General features: G+C 60.4%; 12 protein-coding genes. 9 read left to right on the top strand and 3 right to left on the bottom strand.

From position 1 onward, the window contains the following. The first annotated feature begins 33 nt into the window (after positions 1-33). From AB8B29_RS26880 to AB8B29_RS26840, 9 genes are all read left to right on the top strand, one after another. Positions 34-291, top strand: coding sequence for a DUF2933 domain-containing protein (locus AB8B29_RS26880; RefSeq protein WP_112441926.1), 258 nt, complete (start codon positions 34-36; stop codon positions 289-291). Further along, on the top strand, positions 284-961 hold the full coding sequence (locus tag AB8B29_RS26875) for a methyltransferase family protein (protein WP_112441928.1): 678 nt from the start codon (positions 284-286) through the stop codon (positions 959-961). Before AB8B29_RS26880 ends, AB8B29_RS26875 begins: the two co-directional genes overlap by 8 nt. Before the next feature lie 7 nt (positions 962-968). Continuing rightward, positions 969-3158 carry a copper-transporting P-type ATPase gene (locus AB8B29_RS26870; protein ID WP_439006928.1) on the top strand — a complete coding sequence of 730 codons (2190 nt, stop codon included), beginning with the start codon at positions 969-971 and terminating at the stop codon, positions 3156-3158. A 98-nt stretch (positions 3159-3256) separates the two neighbouring features. Further along, positions 3257-3673 (top strand): EF-hand domain-containing protein, encoded by a 417-nt coding sequence (locus AB8B29_RS26865; RefSeq protein WP_112441930.1) that lies wholly within the window; start codon positions 3257-3259, stop codon positions 3671-3673. Between the two features lie 9 nt (positions 3674-3682). After that, the gene (locus tag AB8B29_RS26860) at positions 3683-4078 is read left to right on the top strand and encodes an MFS transporter (RefSeq protein WP_210250224.1); all 396 of its coding nucleotides are present in this window, start codon (positions 3683-3685) and stop codon (positions 4076-4078) included. A gap of 84 nt (positions 4079-4162) precedes the next feature. Next, entirely contained in the window at positions 4163-5917 is a 1755-nt protein-coding gene (locus tag AB8B29_RS26855; RefSeq protein ID WP_112441932.1) for an ABC transporter ATP-binding protein/permease, read from the top strand. A gap of 1247 nt (positions 5918-7164) precedes the next feature. After that, the gene (locus AB8B29_RS26850) at positions 7165-11298 is read left to right on the top strand and encodes a Pls/PosA family non-ribosomal peptide synthetase (RefSeq protein WP_439006866.1); all 4134 of its coding nucleotides are present in this window, start codon (positions 7165-7167) and stop codon (positions 11296-11298) included. A 128-nt stretch (positions 11299-11426) separates the two neighbouring features. Beyond that, positions 11427-11864 carry a GNAT family N-acetyltransferase gene (locus AB8B29_RS26845; protein WP_037191226.1) on the top strand — a complete coding sequence of 146 codons (438 nt, stop codon included), beginning with the start codon at positions 11427-11429 and terminating at the stop codon, positions 11862-11864. Then, the gene (locus AB8B29_RS26840) at positions 11861-12520 is read left to right on the top strand and encodes a 4'-phosphopantetheinyl transferase family protein (protein WP_092575248.1); all 660 of its coding nucleotides are present in this window, start codon (positions 11861-11863) and stop codon (positions 12518-12520) included. The genes AB8B29_RS26845 and AB8B29_RS26840 overlap by 4 nt, the downstream gene beginning before the upstream one ends. Before the next feature lie 25 nt (positions 12521-12545). On the opposite strand, the gene AB8B29_RS26835 is transcribed toward AB8B29_RS26840, so the two are convergent. The 3 genes from AB8B29_RS26835 to AB8B29_RS26825 all read right to left on the bottom strand — a co-directional run bounded on the left by AB8B29_RS26835 (position 12546) and on the right by AB8B29_RS26825 (position 15599). Then, positions 12546-12980: an MFS transporter gene (locus AB8B29_RS26835; RefSeq protein ID WP_439006927.1), complete on the bottom strand. Its 435-nt coding sequence runs from the start codon at positions 12978-12980 to the stop codon at positions 12546-12548. Positions 12981-12986: 6 nt separating this feature from the next. After that, entirely contained in the window at positions 12987-13346 is a 360-nt protein-coding gene (locus AB8B29_RS26830; protein WP_081999604.1) for an SPW repeat protein, read from the bottom strand. 159 nt (positions 13347-13505) lie between these two features. Next, complete coding sequence (locus AB8B29_RS26825) at positions 13506-15599, bottom strand: ABC transporter permease (protein ID WP_439006864.1); 2094 nt, start codon at positions 15597-15599, stop codon at positions 13506-13508. Positions 15600-15603: the final 4 nt, after the last annotated feature.

The raw sequence follows: 15603 nt of genomic DNA, 5'->3' as shown, positions 1-15603 counted from the left end.
CTTTCCCCGAACTCCTTTGAACGAGACACCGTCATGAACGACAATCATTCCTCATCGGCCTGGAGCACCTATAGCAGGACCGTCTTCATCGCCTTCGCCTTGATCGCCCTCGGGCTCATCGCATACGAGCATCGCGTGCACGTCCTCGGCATCCTGCCCTGGCTCCTCATCCTCGCCTGCCCGCTGATGCATCTGTTCATGCATCACGGTCACGGCGGTCATTCCGGCCACGACCATGCCAGCCATTGGGCCGGCCCCGTCCAGCCGAAGAAGGAGGCAGACGATGTCTGACACCCCGGCCTACGGGCTCTGGAGCCTCGTGATCATCAATTCGGTGGTGTTCATCGTCTTCGCGGCGAGCTTCATCAAGCTCGAAACGAAGCAGGACTGGCGTTCGCTCGGCGCCTTCTCCGCCTTCATCGTCGCGCTCTTCACGGAGATGTATGGCTTCCCGCTGACCATATACCTGCTGTCCGGCTGGCTCGGGCGGGAGTTCCCCGGCGTCGACTTCTGGTCGCATGACGCCGGCCACCTGCTTGAGACAATGTTCGGCTGGAGGCTCGAGCCGCATTTCGGGCCGTTCCACCTCGCGAGCAACATCCTGATCATCGCCGGCTTCTGGCTGCTCGCCTCGAGCTGGCACGTGCTTTACGCCGCCCAGCGTGACCACCGTCTGGCGACCATCGGCCCCTATGCTCGCGTCCGCCATCCGCAATACGACGCCTTCGTCGTCATCATGTTCGGATTCCTGCTGCAATGGCCGACCTTGGTGACGCTCGCCATGTTCCCGGTTCTCGTCTGGATTTATGTGCGCCTTGCGAAGCGGGAGGAGGAGGCCTCGCGCGTCGAGTTCGGAACTGCGTGGGACGCCTATGCCAGGGCCGTTCCCCGCTTCATACCGCGGCTCGGCCGCGGAACAAAGGCCGCCGGAAGCCATCGTGGAGGAACTGTCCGTGACTGATCATCACATGCACGAAGGCCATGACCACGGTCACCGCCACCACAATGAGAAGAAACCCGACGCCCAGGTGAGCGTCAGGCCGGCGGCTCAGGAGGGCGTGATCTATACCTGCCCGATGCATCCCCAGATTAGGCAGCTCGGTCCCGGTACCTGCCCGATCTGCGGCATGACGCTGGAGCCGGAGGTCGCGACTGCGGCGACGGGGCCGAGCGCCGAGCTCGTCGACATGACCCGACGGTTCTGGATCGGCCTGGTCCTGACGATGCCCGTCCTTGCGTTGGAGATGGGTGGGCATCTCACCAATCTGCACATGCTGCTCGGCGCACAGGTCTCCAACTGGGTCCAGCTCGTGCTGGCGACGCCGGTGGTGCTGTGGGCGGGATGGCCGTTCTTCGAGCGGGCCTGGGCTTCGCTCGTCAACCGAAGCCTCAACATGTTCACTCTAATCGCGATGGGAACGGGCGTCGCCTGGGTCTACAGTGTCGTCGCCACGGCGGCGCCTGACACCTTTCGGGCCGCCGACGGTTCCGTCGCCATCTACTTCGAGGCGGCCTCCGTCATCGCCGTCCTCGTGCTGCTGGGACAGATTCTGGAACTAAGGGCGCGGGAGCAGACGGGCGGCGCTATCCGGGCGTTGCTCGACCTCGCGCCGAAGACGGCGCGCCGCATCCGGGAGGACGGTTCGGACGAAGACGTCGGGCTGGACGTCGTCGTTGTCGGGGACCGCCTGCGCGTCCGGCCGGGTGAGAAGGTGCCCGTCGACGGCGAACTGGTCGAGGGACGCAGCTCCATCGATGAATCCATGATTACCGGCGAATCCATGCCGGTCACCAAGGAAGTCGGCGCCAAGCTGATCGGCGGCACGCTCAACCAGAGCGGCGGCTTCGTCATGATGGCCGGCAAGGTCGGGCGCGATACCATGCTGGCGCAGATCGTGCGCATGGTCGCGGACGCCCAGCGTTCCCGGGCGCCGATCCAGCGTCTGGCCGATCGGGTCTCCGGCTGGTTCGTTCCCGTGGTGATCCTCATCGCGATCGTCGCCTTCGTCGTCTGGGGAATCTGGGGACCCGAGCCCCGCTTCGCCCATGGCCTCGTCGCCGCCGTCGCCGTGCTGATCATCGCCTGCCCCTGCGCCCTCGGGCTGGCGACGCCGATGTCGATCATGGTCGGCGTCGGACGGGGCGCCCGGATGGGCGTCCTCATCAAGAACGCCGAGGCGCTGGAACGCTTCGAGAAGATCGACACACTGGTCATCGACAAGACCGGCACGCTGACGGAAGGCCGGCCGAAGGTCACCGCACTGAAGGCCGTCGGCGGATTCGACGAGGCCGAACTTCTCAGGCTGGCAGCCACGCTCGAAAGGGCCAGCGAACATCCTCTGGCTGCCGCCATCGTCGCAGCAGCTCAGGAGAGGGGAATTGTCCTCGGCGAGGCCCGCGAGTTCGACAGTCCTGTCGGCAAGGGCGTCACCGGAACGGTCAACGACAGGAAGCTCGTGATCGGCAGCCATCGGATCATGGCGGAAGCAGGCGTCGACCTCTCGGCTCTCGTGGCCGAGTCCGAGGCGCTTCGCGGCGAGGGTGCGACGGTGATCTACGTCGCCGTCGACGGCAAGGTGGGCGGTCTTGTCGCCATCGCGGATCCGATCAAGGCGACGACGGCCGCGGCGCTGCGCTCGCTGAAGGAGGAGAAAATCCGCGTCGTGATGCTGACCGGCGACAACAGGACGACGGCTGAGGCCGTGGCGCGCAGGCTCGGCATTGACGAGGTGGAAGCGGAGATCCTGCCGGAGGACAAGGGCAAGGTGGTCGCCAGGCTTCGGAGCGAAGGTCGCGTCGTCGCCATGGCCGGAGACGGGGTCAACGATGCTCCGGCGCTTGCCGCCGCCGACGTCGGCATCGCCATGGGCACGGGAACGGACGTAGCGATCGAAAGCGCCGGCGTCACGCTGCTGAAGGGCGACCTGCAGGGCATCGCGAGAGCCCGCAAGCTCAGCCATGCGACGATGAGCAACATCCGCCAGAACCTGTTCCTCGCCTTCGTCTACAACGCCGCAGGCATCCCCATTGCGGCGGGCGTGCTCTATCCGGCCTTCGGGCTGCTGCTCTCGCCGATCATCGCGGCCGCCGCAATGGCGCTGTCCTCTGTGAGCGTCATCGGCAACTCGCTGCGGCTGCGGCGCGCGGCGGTCGACTAGGGGTCCGGCGGCGCGGTCGCCGGACACGACAATCGGGTACCGGCCCGTGCGGAACGCACGGGGCGGAGGAACGGACACCAACCGAAAGGAGAAACGACATGATTACGAGAAGATTGCCATACGCGACAGGTCTGGCCGCCTTGATCGCCATCGGCAGCGCAGGCCTGGCTCTCGCACAGGAGACCGGAACCGATCCGCATCATCCCGCGAACGCGGAGGCGGCCCCGCCGGCCGGGACCGACGACATGACGGGGCAAGGCCAGAATGGCAGGCCCGGCGCCGACGTGATGCAGGGTGGGATGATGGAAAGGGGCATGATGCAGCCCGGCATGCCGATGATGGGCATGCGCGGACACATGATGAAGATCATGTTCGCGATCGCCGACACGGACGGGGACGGCGCGCTGTCCTTCGAGGAGGTGACGGCCATCCACAAGCGTATCTTCGACGCTGTGGACGCGAACAAGGACGGCAAGGTCACGCCTGACGAGATGCAGGCGTTCATGCAGCAGTAGGTTCCGGAGATGACAAGGACCGATAGCAATTCCCTTCGTCCGCTGCCACCACGGTCGCTGGCCGCCTTGCTGCTGGCTATGTTCGCCATCGCCATCGCCCTCGGCTACGGATTCCTGCTGCCGATCCTTCCGTCCACGATTGCCAGGATTGCCGGGACGTCGGATCCGGCAATCCTGGCGCAGCATACCGGCGTCCTGACTGGAACCTACACCCTCGCGCTGTTCCTGTTTGCACCGCTGTGGGGGCGCTTCTCGGACCGATACGGGCGGCGTCCCGCGATCGTCGTTCTCGCCGCAGGCATCGGCCTCCCGCGCCTCCTGAAGCAGCCCGAGCGGGAGGGGCCGGACGCTCCGGCATCCACAGGAACGTCCAGAACAGCCGCCGAAGAAGGACGCCGCTCGTGAGAGGCGTCCTTCCAAGAAAGTTTCCCCTCTTCTCCGCCTGCCAGGAATCGATGCCAGCATTTCCGGATCTCAAATCGAGGCGCCATGTCACAGGACCAATCCTTTTTCTCTTCGGCTGCGAGCACAGCCGGAACGGCTCGACAGCTCCGCACCTATGGGGACGCCGTTAGCGGATCGCCGGGCCGTTACAAGCTCCTTCTGCTCGTGGTTGGCCTAGCCGTCGTCATCGCCGCGACGACGATCGGCCAGCTTCGGCTGAACGCCTGGTACGAACCGTTCTTCGATGCTGTGAAGAACAAGGATCTGGCCTCGTTCCTCCGGCAGCTCGTCGTGTTCACCATCGTCGCCATCGTCCTCATCTTCCTGAACATCGCGCAGACATGGCTCGACCAATGGACGAAGATCGCCTTGCGCGACTGCGTCACCCGCGATCTCCTTGTCCAGTGGTTCGCACCCCGGAGGGCATTTCTTCTCGCCGGCGCAGGGCCGGTCGGCAGCAATCCCGACCAGCGTGTCCAGGAGGACGCGAGACGGCTGACCGAGCTTACCGTGTCGCTGGCGATCGGATTCTTCCAGTCCACACTGCTGCTATTTAGCTTTGTCGGAGTGCTGTGGCTGCTCTCCCGCGGCTTCGTGTTCGAATTCGACGGCCGCAGCTTTCAGATCCCAGGATTCATGGTCTGGGTCGCGTTGATCTACGCGGCGTCCGGCTCGTCGCTGAGCTGGCGTCTGGGCCGTCCTCTGATCGAGCTCAACGCGGCACGGTACGCTCGAGAGGCCGAATTCCGCTTCGGCCTCATGCAAGCGAACGAAGCCAGTGACGGCATCGCACTCTCTGGAGGCGAGGAGGGCGAGCAGGCGCGGCTCGAACGCGAATTCGACGGCGTGATCGGGCTCATGCGGCGGATTGCCAACGTTGCCACGAGGCTGACGGGCGTCACAGCAGGATACGGGTGGTTCGCGACCGTGGCCCCGATCGTCGCCGCAGCTCCGGGATATTTTGGCGGGCAGCTCACATTCGGCGAGTTGATGGTTGTCGTCGGTGCCTTCAACCAGGTCCAGCAGGCACTGCGATGGTATGTCGACAACGCCGGCAACATTGCCGACTGGCGGGCCACGCTCCAACGCGTCATGGACCTGCGCCAGGCGCTTCTCGCCATGGACCAGGCCGCGCCGTCGCAAAGCCGCATCGCCATTCTCGAGGGCGAGCCGGTGCTGGCCCTCGACGACCTGACTGTGCACGTTGCGGACCGGGCAGTCTCCATCGACGAGCCGCACGTCGCCGTTCTGCCGGGCGAACATGTCCTCGTCATCGGCAAGCCGGGCACAGGCAAGAGCATGCTGTTTCGCGCGTTGGCCGGGCTCTGGCCCTGGGGAACCGGGCGGCTGCGCCTGCCGCCGAAAGCGGATACCATCTTCCTTCCGCAGCGGCCGTATGTCCCGAACGGTTCATTGCGCGAGGTGCTGTCCTACCCCTGCAAACCTTCCACCTTCCAGGAGGCGGCCTTCTCGCGCGCGTTGGAGCGCACGGACCTCCGCCACCTGATCCCGTCGCTCGACCGCGTGGCCCGCTGGGACAAGGAATTGACGGTTGACGAGCAGCAGCATCTGGCCTTCGCCCGGCTCCTGGTCCACAGGCCCGCTTGGGTCGTCAGCGACGAGGCCCTGTGCCATCTGAACGACGACGATCGCAAGATGCTGTTCTCGATCTTCGACGACGAACTGTCGAAGACCGCCGTCGTCAGCATCTCCAGCAACGACGCCCAGTACGGCTTCTATTCCAGAATACTTCATCTGAATGCACAGCCGCGTGCCGAAGCAAGCCCGACGCCGTCGTGATCGGGGGATCTTGAACGAAAGCTTCGACAGGAAAACCCTCCATGTCGAACGACTCTCTCCATGCTCTCGGTAGGTTCGGGAATACGACCACGAGATCAATGTCGGAGTAGTCATTGCCTTCGCTAAGGATAATTGATCCTGACGCAAAGGCGAAACTTGCCTCCGTAAAGCGGTTTGCTAGGCGGTCGCTCGCGACGTCAAGTGCCCATTCAGCCCGATGTCGTTGATTCACGTCTCACTCCAAAGTTAACGATCAGAGCGAGTGCAAAAGAAAACCCCGCTCGCGCCCGGCGGGGTTGATCCACTTTATCAAATGAACAGACTTAGTTCACGACAGGACCATCCACCGCACTCGGGCGGTCATGGTGGTCAATGAAATGAGATGCATCTTGCTCATGTTTCCAGGCTACGCGCACCATATTCTCCGCTCAAGCCGCCACTATGAACGTGATCACCTCTCCAACGCAGGTTTAGCACGAGGTTCATTGTGACAGTGATTCCGATCGGTTTCGGAGTTCGCCAGAACTGCGCACAACCGGAAAACCCGATGCGGTGGTCGCGCCAGCTTAACCCGGCTTGCTCACAGCCTCTCACGGCGTGCGATGCGCGTTGATCAATGCTAAGTGCCTCGTCGGGGCGGATATCGGCCGCCCTCCGATCAGATCATTGACACGCATCAATGATCTGACAGCCCTTGCATGATCTTTAAGATCCAAATCGGGAGCAAGGTGATGAAAAGGAATATGCGAAGCCTATCCCAGGGGGTGTCGTGCCGCCCTTCTAGCGTAGCCTCGGGCAATTTGATCTATTGGACGCGAGATTTCAGATTTACAACATAGTCCCAACTTGAGGTCTCTGATCTGTTCGCGAAAGGCCGTTTTTCCGGTCAATCTCAAAAGTGGTCCAGCAACTGTCATCGAGCGTGGTTTACGGACAAGGAGATGGCCGGGCTTTGTCGCGAGCTTTTGTCGAGGTCGCAGAAACGGCTATTGCTGGACACGATTCTGCAGCGAGGCCGCGAATTCCTGGAGTGAGGACCGCCTCAGACAAGCGAAAGACGGTATTGCCAGAAATTGCGGTTTTGAATAGCAGACTTTTCTTTTATGGAGGCTTCCACGAAACAGAGGTCAGTTGCAACTGCGGCTTGCAACCTGCAGCGGCGGGTAGTGCTTGCTGAAGAAGTGGCACGACGCCTCGTGTGATACAAGCGCCCGGCGATGCTAGGCTTTTGACTAGAGAGTATGAAAATGGATCAAGGTGTTGATGGTACCGAACTCGCCGGGGGCGCGGTGACCAACTCAAGTAACCAACCCGGAACAAAGGCTCGTTTCGGAAGCACTGATACGCTTGTAAAAATCCACCCTGATCTCAGAACGATCGCACGCTCTCAGATTCTGACGGGTGCCGACTTTTCCCAGGAAGGACGGCCCGATGAGCGGCTCGATATCGTCTTCGAGCAGCTTGCCGAGAGGTTTGGTTCGTTACCGGCCGTGATCGCCAATGGACGCGCCTGGACATATCAAGAGATAAACAAACGCGCGAATCAGTTTGCCCGCCTCCTCATGGACAAGGGCGTGCGGCCGGGCCAGCGGGTAGGTTTGCTTGTCGATCGATCCGCCGAGACCTACATTGCGCTGCTCGGTGTCATGAGGGCAGGGGCGGCGTTCGTTCCTCTCGCTGCCGCTTTTCCCGAAGAGCGGATGGCGCTCATCATCGAAGACGCCGATGTGGAGCTGGTCGTCACCATCGACGCCTATTCCTCTCGCGCCAAACAACTCTCCGTTCCCTTCGTCCTGATCGATGCCGCCGACGCCGAAATCAGGGCTAGGTCCGATGCATCGCTGCAACCGAACGCTGTGCCTTCTGCATCCGACGACACCTGCTACATTCTCTATACATCCGGTACGACAGGCAAGCCTAAGGGCGTGGTCATAAAGCACCAAAGCATTTGCAACTTTGTGCGGGTCGCTGCCGCAGCCTATGGGTACCGGCCGGGTGATCGCGTCTATCAGGGCATGACCATCGCCTTTGACTTTTCTGCCGAAGAGATTTGGGTGCCATTTGCCGCTGGCGCCACAATCGTGCCAGCGCCGGGTCAGCTTACTCTGGTGGGCGAGGAGCTCGCTGATTTCCTGCGGATGAATGACGTTACTTGCATGGCCTGTAGCCCGACATTATTATCCTCCATAGAAAGTGACGTGCCTGGCCTCCGATTGCTGCTGGTCGGCGGCGAGGCTTGTCCTCATAATCTCGTCATGCGCTGGACGAAGCGGGGGCGGCAAATTCTCAACACATATGGCCCGACCGAGGCCACGGTGACCGCAACGATGGGTGTGCTGGTGCCTGAGAGGTCGGTGACCATCGGTGCACCACTGCCCACTTACTCCATCGTCATTCTCGATCCTTTGGTATCGGAACTTGCCGAGCCAGGTGAGTCGGGTGAAATCGGCATTGCCGGCATCGGACTGGCGGCAGGCTACCTCAATAGGCCGGATCTAACCGAACAGAAGTTTATTGCAGATTTCATCGGCCTGCCGAACAATCCGTCGAAGCGCATTTACCGGACGGGGGATCTCGGCCGGATCAACGACGACGGCGAGATCGAATATCAGGGTCGCATCGACACCCAGGTTAAAATCCGCGGATACCGCATCGAGCTCGGAGAGATCGAGGCGGTGCTTCTGGACCAGCCCGCGATCGCGCAGGCTGTTGTCACGACCTGGGAGATCGAGCCCGGCCGTATGGAACTCGTTGCCTATTACGCATCGAAGACCGGCCTGCCACCGATCTCGCGTGCCGATATTGCGCGCGCGCTGAAACAACGCCTGCCGGACTACATGGTGCCTTCTTATCTGGAGGAATTGCCCGCGATCCCGATGACGGTCTCGAACAAGGCGGATCTTCGTCAGCTCCCGAAGCCGACAGGCGTTCGGCTCGCGGCAGAACGAACGGTGGTGCCGCCCCGCAATGACGATGAACGCTTCCTGGCGGAGACGCTTTCGAACGTTCTGAAGTTTGATGATGTCTCTGTGGAAGACCATTTTTTCGACGATCTCGGTGCCAACTCCCTGCTCATGGCTCGCTTTTGCGCCCGCGTGCGCACCCGAAAGGAATGGGCGACGGCGTCCATTCGGGACATCTACCTGCACCCGACTGTGGCGCTTCTCGCACAGCACCTCCGTATCCCGGAGGAGAGGACGACGGCCATCAATGAGCCATGTCTAACCCACCGGGCATCCAATCTTGCCTACTGGACCTGTGGAGCAGCACAACTCCTATTTTATGGCCTCTACAGCTATTTTGGACTGCTGCTTTTCAACTACGGTCTTAACTGGGTATATGACAAGCTCGATGAGCCGCTGTCGCTCTATCTGCGCTGCGCGCTACTGTCTGGCGGTGTTTTCTTCGGTATGTCGGGGGCCGCGATCATCGCGAAGTGGCTGCTGGTCGGCCGCTGGAAGCCAGAAGCGTTCCCCATCTGGGGCCTGCGCTACTATCGTTTCTGGGTAGTTCAGACCATGATCCGGACCGCACCCGTGGTGCTCTTCCGCGGCAGCCCGCTCTACAGTCTCTATCTGCGGCTTCTGGGTGCCAAGCTCGGACGGAATACCGTTATCGAATGCCGATCCGTGCCGGTCTGCACCGATCTTATATCGATCGGCGACAACACGATTCTGCGCAAAGAATCGATGATACTCGGCTATCGGGCGCAGTCCGGCTATATTCACACGGGTCGGCTGACCATTGGCCGCGATGCCTTCGTGGGTGTCGGTAGCACACTCGATATCGATACCCGGATCGGCGATGGCGCCCAGCTCGGCCACTCTTCGTCGCTCCAGCGCGGACAGAGCATTCCGGATGGTGAGCACTGGCATGGATCGCCGGCGGTGCCGACAACGGCGGACTACTGCAAGGTTCGCAATGTCAGCCTTTCCAAGGCCCGGCGCATCCTTTACGAAGCGGCTCAGCTCGTTGCCCTATTTACGGTCGTGACGCCTCTGCCACTTCTCTTCCACAGCTATTGGGAAAATGTGAGCGATGACTATCAGGAGACCATCGGCATTGTCGCGATCGGCACCACGGTCACGCTGTTCGGTTACATCGCTGTGTCCCTGCTTGCTGCGACATTGCTGCCACGTCTCTTCAGGTTCTTCTTAAAGCCGGGTCGTACTTATTCTCTCTACGGCTTTCACCACTGGCTGCAAGCCACGATCGAGCTTTCCAGCAACTCTCGTATCCTCAACCTGATATTCGGCGATAGCTCGGCGATTGTGCATTATATGCGCAGCATCGGCTGGAAGCTTAACAAGGTGACCCAGACAGGTTCCAATTTCGGAACGAATCAGCAGCACGACAACCCGCTTCTGTGCGAGATCGGCACCGACACCATGGTGTCGGACGGGCTTTTCATGATCAACATGCACAAGTCCGCCACCGCATTCAGGCTGGATCACACCAGGATCGGCGAGCGCAACTATCTGGGCAACAACATCTACTATCCGCCGGATGGGCGGACAGGTGAAAACTGCCTGCTCGGCACCAAGGTGATGGTTCCCATCGACGGGCCGATCCGGGAGAATGTTGGCCTGCTGGGCTCGCCGTCCTTCGAAATTCCGCGCATGGTGAACCGCGACAAGGAGCTTATCGCCGGCGTCGACGAAGATGCCCGACGCAGCCGCCTGAAGCGCAAGAATCTCTATAACACCATGACGGCGGTCCTCTTCCTGGCAACGCAGTGGGTCATGTTGTTCGCCACGCTGGCGATCTGGGATCGGGCGCTCAACTACTACACAGAATGGGCCGAGATCGCGCTCTTCGCCGCTGTGGTCCTGACATCGGCGATCACCATACCATTTTACATTTTTGTGGAGCGCGCCAGCCTGGGCTTCGGCAAGCTGAAGCCGCAGATGACGACGATCTATGATGTCACATTCTGGCACCATGAACTTCATTGGAAGCTGTCGGACTCGCCGATCACCGGCCTGTTCAGCGGCACGCCGTTCCGACCCATGATCCTGCGCATGCTCGGCGTGAAGGTTGGACGGCGCGTCTATGACGGCGGCAGCAATCTGACTGAGCGTTCCCTGGTGGAGATCGGCGACGATGCCACCCTGAACGAAGGATGCGTCATTCAGGCCCATTCGCTGGAAGAGGGCGTGTTCAAGTCCGATTTCATCCGGGTTGGCAAGGGCGTCACACTTGGACCTGCTGCCTTTGTCCACTATGGCGTTGTGATGGGGGACGGGTCGGTGGTCGACGTCGACTCGTTCGTGATGAAGGGGGAGGTGCTGGAGCCTAACTCCATCTGGCGCGGCAACCCGGCGAAGCTGAGTCGCTTCGTGACGCCGGTTCTAAGGGACGGCGCCAGGAAATCCGCCTGAATATCCCGCTGCCATCCGGTGTGTCGAGCCCGAGGACGCAGTGGAGGCAGCTGCATCTTGAAGATTGCCCAGGAGGTAACGCCTTGACTGATCGATCCCCGCAGACGGTGGAAATCCGTCTCGCTCCGATGACCGAGGCAAACCGGGCGTTGGTGATGTCCTTGGAGCTTGCTCAAGAGCAGGTGGATTTCGTCGCGAGCAATTCGGACTCTCTGGAAGAAGCCGATGACGATGTGGACGCGCAGCCGCGCGCTATCATGTTGGGGGATCGTATTGTCGGGTTTCTGATGTACGAGGCGCCGGCGGACGATTACGAGGCGCGAATCTACCGCTTCATGATCGACCGCGTCTACCAGGGTAGAGGTTACGGCAAGGCCGCGTTGCGCGAAGTGCTGGCGGAAATCGGGAGGCTCGGCCACATCAGGCACGTTTCGATCTGCTATGACCCTGAGAATAAAGGCGCGCGACACCTCTATCGCGCTGCCGGCTTCGTTGAAGAGGGACTCGACGAGGACGGGGAAATGATCGCCGACCTGGTCCTACCTGCACGGGCGGACAATCCATGACACGCCCGCCCTACGCTCCGCCAACCTTGCCCGAGGAAATAGCACTTTTGGAGGCGATGGCTGCCATTGCACCGAAAGGCGTTCGGATTGGATGCCGGAAGATACGCGATGAGGATGAGGCCCACTTGCTGCCGGAGGAAGCACGTGCCATCCCGGCACGCCACCCGGCCATCCGGCGGGCCAGCGGCGCGGCCCGGTGGATCGCACACGGTCTGCTGTGGGACATTGGCTTAAACGACTTCGCTGTCCTGCGTACGTCATCGGGCGCGCCGGTCTGGCCCGACGGGATGACGGGTTCGTTGGCTCACGACAACGAAATGGCCGTAGCGGCGGTGGCGCCTGTTTCCCACATCGGCTCTCTCGGTATCGATGTCGAGCCCGCCCAACCCCTCCCACACGACATTTTCGCGTTAGTTACAACCCCTGCAGATACGACAGAAGCACTAAATCAAGACCTTACCGGTCGTATTCTCTTTTCAGCCAAGGAAGCAGTCTATAAGGCGGTGTATCCGCTTGATCGCGAGATATTGGGCTATGAGGATATCGCGGTGGACCTCAACGCAGGTCTTGCAGTGACGACGACGGGCCATCGGGTCAAGCTCTTATACTGTGTTGCTCCACGCGTGGTCGTTGTGGCGTTTGTTCGCGGCAATTAGTTCCGGCATTCTGCGGGCACAAGTATCAGGAGCGCAACGATGCCGACCACTGCGAAAACTGCTCCATAGATGAACACGGCCTGACGGCCAAGGTGATCCCAAAGCAGACCGGCGATGACCTGGCAATGAGTTGAGTGAGCCCAACCAGGGAATTGTACCAACCGATGCCGCCGGCGCGCAGTTCCCGGGGCACGAGGCTAGAAGCGAGCGCCTTTCCAGCGGCACGGAAGGTACCCCGATAGGCGCCATAGCAGACGAACACTACGGCCACGATGACGACATTGACCGTGAGCGCAAACCCCGCATAAGCGACAAAGAACACGGCGAACGCCGCGAGCAGAACATCACGGCGGCTGATCCGATCAGACAAAAAGCCCATGGGATAGGAGACTAGGGCAGCGACGAGATCGAACTGTCCTCGATCGAGGCACCTGCGGCTCGCGTTTCGAGGATCAGAAATGCGAGATTATGGTAATGGAGTTGGGGAGTGTCTGCCGAGCAACACCCATGCCGCAAGTATGATAAGCAGCAGGCCGGAGATAAGAGCATTCCATGTAAAGAGGGGATTCTCAGTATATCGAAGAGCCCAGGGGGAGACGATAAGCCAGCCGCCAAGCAGGATATCGGCTCGATCCTCCCAAAGATGGTATGACGCGTAGGCCGCTCCTCCCAGAGCTGCGACGACGAGGCCGCAGACAAGAAAATTCCAAGCGGGCGCGCCAATGGGAAAGGAATCGGGGCCGTAGCTCCCGAATACCCATGGCGAGGCAATTAGCCACATGCCAATGATGAACACAATATGGTCCTGCCAGCGACGCTGTTTCATATCGCTTCTCCTTCACGCAACAAATAAAACTTATCGTGTCTTCAGGAGCCAATCATTGCGTTTGGTCAAATCCAATCGGTGTCTGCTTCAGCGATAAGCCGGCTGCGTACATAAGCTGCGAGATAGCGTGACGAACGATGCCCCCTGCTCGCAACACGCTCATTCGTACCGGAGCGCCTCGATGGGATCGAGATTGGCTGCCTTATGGGCCGGATAGTAACCAAAGAAGACTCCGACCATTGCCGAGAACAGAAAACCTCCTGTCATTGCGGCCACCGAAAGTGGCGCCGGCCAGTTGAAGACCTGTGAAATCACCAGGGAAACAGCAATGCCCATGACAATTCCGGCAATGCCGCCACTGACGCTGAGAAAGATCGCTTCGGCCAGAAACTGCAATAGAACATGTAGGCGCCGGGCACCGATCGCCATGCGCAGACCAATCTCCCGAGTTCGTTCCGTCACCGATACCAGCAGAATATTCATAATGCCGATTCCGCCGACAAGAAGAGAGATCGATGCGACGACCGCAAGCAGGAGGGCCATAATCCGGCTGCTGCTTTTAGCCGCCTCCGCGAATTGGCTGAGGTTACGGACATCGAAATCCTTGTTTTGGGTCGCCTTGATGTTGTGGCGTCGCGTCAGAATATCGTTAATGTCTTTGACCGCCTCGGATACTTGGTCGGCGCTCTTTGCCTGAACGAACAGCATATTGGCAAATCCCGTCAGGCGGGGTTGCAGATTGTAGGGATTCGGTACCGGCAAATAGACCCAGTTGTTGGGCGTTTGCACCTGGCTCGGTGCTGCAACACCCAGTACGCGTCGTTCGGCGGTCGTAAACGGGATCATGACAACATCGTCTTGATCTTGTCCCATTGCCGACTGGCCTTTGCCCGCCAGCAGGCCAACGACTCGCATCGGAACATTCCGAATTCTGATCGTCGCTCCGATCGGATTTTCGGTCGTAGCGAACAGCTGACGATAAACCGTCTGACCGATGACGGCGACCAGATCGCCATTGCGTTCGTCTTCGCCGCTTATCGGCGCGCCGGCGGCGATATGCCAATTGGTGATGGCCGGATAGGCTTCGCTGACCCCCTGAATATTCGTTGTCCAATTTTTGCTGCCATATTCGGCCTGGCCCTGCTGGCGGATGAGATAGCCGATATTCGCGACAGCTGTATCCTCTCCGATCGCCCTGGCATCCGCAACGGTCAGCGTGCTTGCGCTGCCATATCCTATCCGCGCGCCACCGCTTGTGAGCGCTCCTGGCAGAACCACCACGACGTTCGTTCCAAGGCTTTCGATTTGTCTCGCAACGGCGTTGTTTGCACCTTGTCCAACTGCCACCATCACGATAAGCGCCGCCACACCGATGAAGACGCCCAGCATCGTCAGTATCGATCGCATCTTGTTGCGACGGATAGCCTGCCCGGCTGCACCGAGCGCCATAAGCCCGAAGGCGAGGCCACCACTGGATTCCGATCGCACTCTGCCATCATTGTCGGCGCTCGGCACTAGAGACACATTGGCCCGGTTGCGTTCGATCTTTCGTTCATCCGCAACGATCTGGCCGTCGCGCATGGTTACGATACGATCGGCATAGGCGGCGATGTCCGCCTCGTGCGTGATCAGCACTATAGTTACGCCTTGGTGGCGATTGAGAGCGACAAGGACTTCCATGATCTCATGCGAGGTCTTCGTGTCGAGGTTTCCCGTTGGTTCGTCCGCCAGAAGCAGATGAGGAGAGTTGATCAAAGCGCGCGCTATGGCGACTCGCTGCTGTTGGCCGCCGGATAGCTGACCGGGCGTGTTGCGTTCGCGATCTCCAAGCCCCAAGCGAGCAAGCGAAGCGCGCGCATGTTCTACCGCACCGGCACCGTCGACCGTGCCAGCTTTGGCATAGTAGAGCGGCAGGCGAACATTTTCGAGGGCACTCGTACGCGGCAACAGGTTGAAGCTCTGAAAGACGAAACCGAGTCGTTCGCTTCGAATAGCGGCGAGAGCCGGTTCTGTAAGTTTCGCGACATCGACGCCCTCAAAAAGATAGCTACCGCTGCTTGGGCGATCGAGGCAGCCGAGAATCGATATCAATGTGGATTTTCCTGAACCTGACGACCCTACGATCGCAATGAATTCGCCCCGCTCGACCTTGATATTGACCCCGCGGATCGCCTTGACCTCCGTGCCGCCGACCACAAAAGTTCTTGTGACATCCTTCAATTCTATAACGGGCTGAGTTTCCTGAAATGTCATGGCA

The sequence above is a fragment of the Rhizobium sp. 11_C7_N12_5 genome (assembly GCF_051811145.1).
Classification (GTDB): domain Bacteria; phylum Pseudomonadota; class Alphaproteobacteria; order Rhizobiales; family Rhizobiaceae; genus Rhizobium; species Rhizobium lusitanum.
The sequence above is the reverse complement of the archived record's forward strand: the minus strand, read 5'-3'. Positions and strand labels throughout refer to the sequence as shown.

Excerpts from the sequence above, each read along its gene's own strand:
- AB8B29_RS26880 (WP_112441926.1), top strand. The coding sequence starts at position 34 with ATGAACGACAATCATTCCTCATCGGCCTGGAGCACCTATAGCAGGACC.
- AB8B29_RS26875 (WP_112441928.1), top strand. The coding sequence starts at position 284 with ATGTCTGACACCCCGGCCTACGGGCTCTGGAGCCTCGTGATCATCAAT.
- AB8B29_RS26870 (WP_439006928.1), top strand. The coding sequence starts at position 969 with ATGCACGAAGGCCATGACCACGGTCACCGCCACCACAATGAGAAGAAA.
- AB8B29_RS26865 (WP_112441930.1), top strand. The coding sequence starts at position 3,257 with ATGATTACGAGAAGATTGCCATACGCGACAGGTCTGGCCGCCTTGATC.
- AB8B29_RS26860 (WP_210250224.1), top strand. The coding sequence starts at position 3,683 with ATGACAAGGACCGATAGCAATTCCCTTCGTCCGCTGCCACCACGGTCG.
- AB8B29_RS26855 (WP_112441932.1), top strand. The coding sequence starts at position 4,163 with ATGTCACAGGACCAATCCTTTTTCTCTTCGGCTGCGAGCACAGCCGGA.
- AB8B29_RS26850 (WP_439006866.1), top strand. The coding sequence starts at position 7,165 with ATGGATCAAGGTGTTGATGGTACCGAACTCGCCGGGGGCGCGGTGACC.
- AB8B29_RS26845 (WP_037191226.1), top strand. The coding sequence starts at position 11,427 with ATGACCGAGGCAAACCGGGCGTTGGTGATGTCCTTGGAGCTTGCTCAA.
- AB8B29_RS26840 (WP_092575248.1), top strand. The coding sequence starts at position 11,861 with ATGACACGCCCGCCCTACGCTCCGCCAACCTTGCCCGAGGAAATAGCA.
- AB8B29_RS26830 (WP_081999604.1), bottom strand. The coding sequence starts at position 13,346 with ATGAAACAGCGTCGCTGGCAGGACCATATTGTGTTCATCATTGGCATG.
- AB8B29_RS26825 (WP_439006864.1), bottom strand. The coding sequence starts at position 15,599 with ATGACATTTCAGGAAACTCAGCCCGTTATAGAATTGAAGGATGTCACA.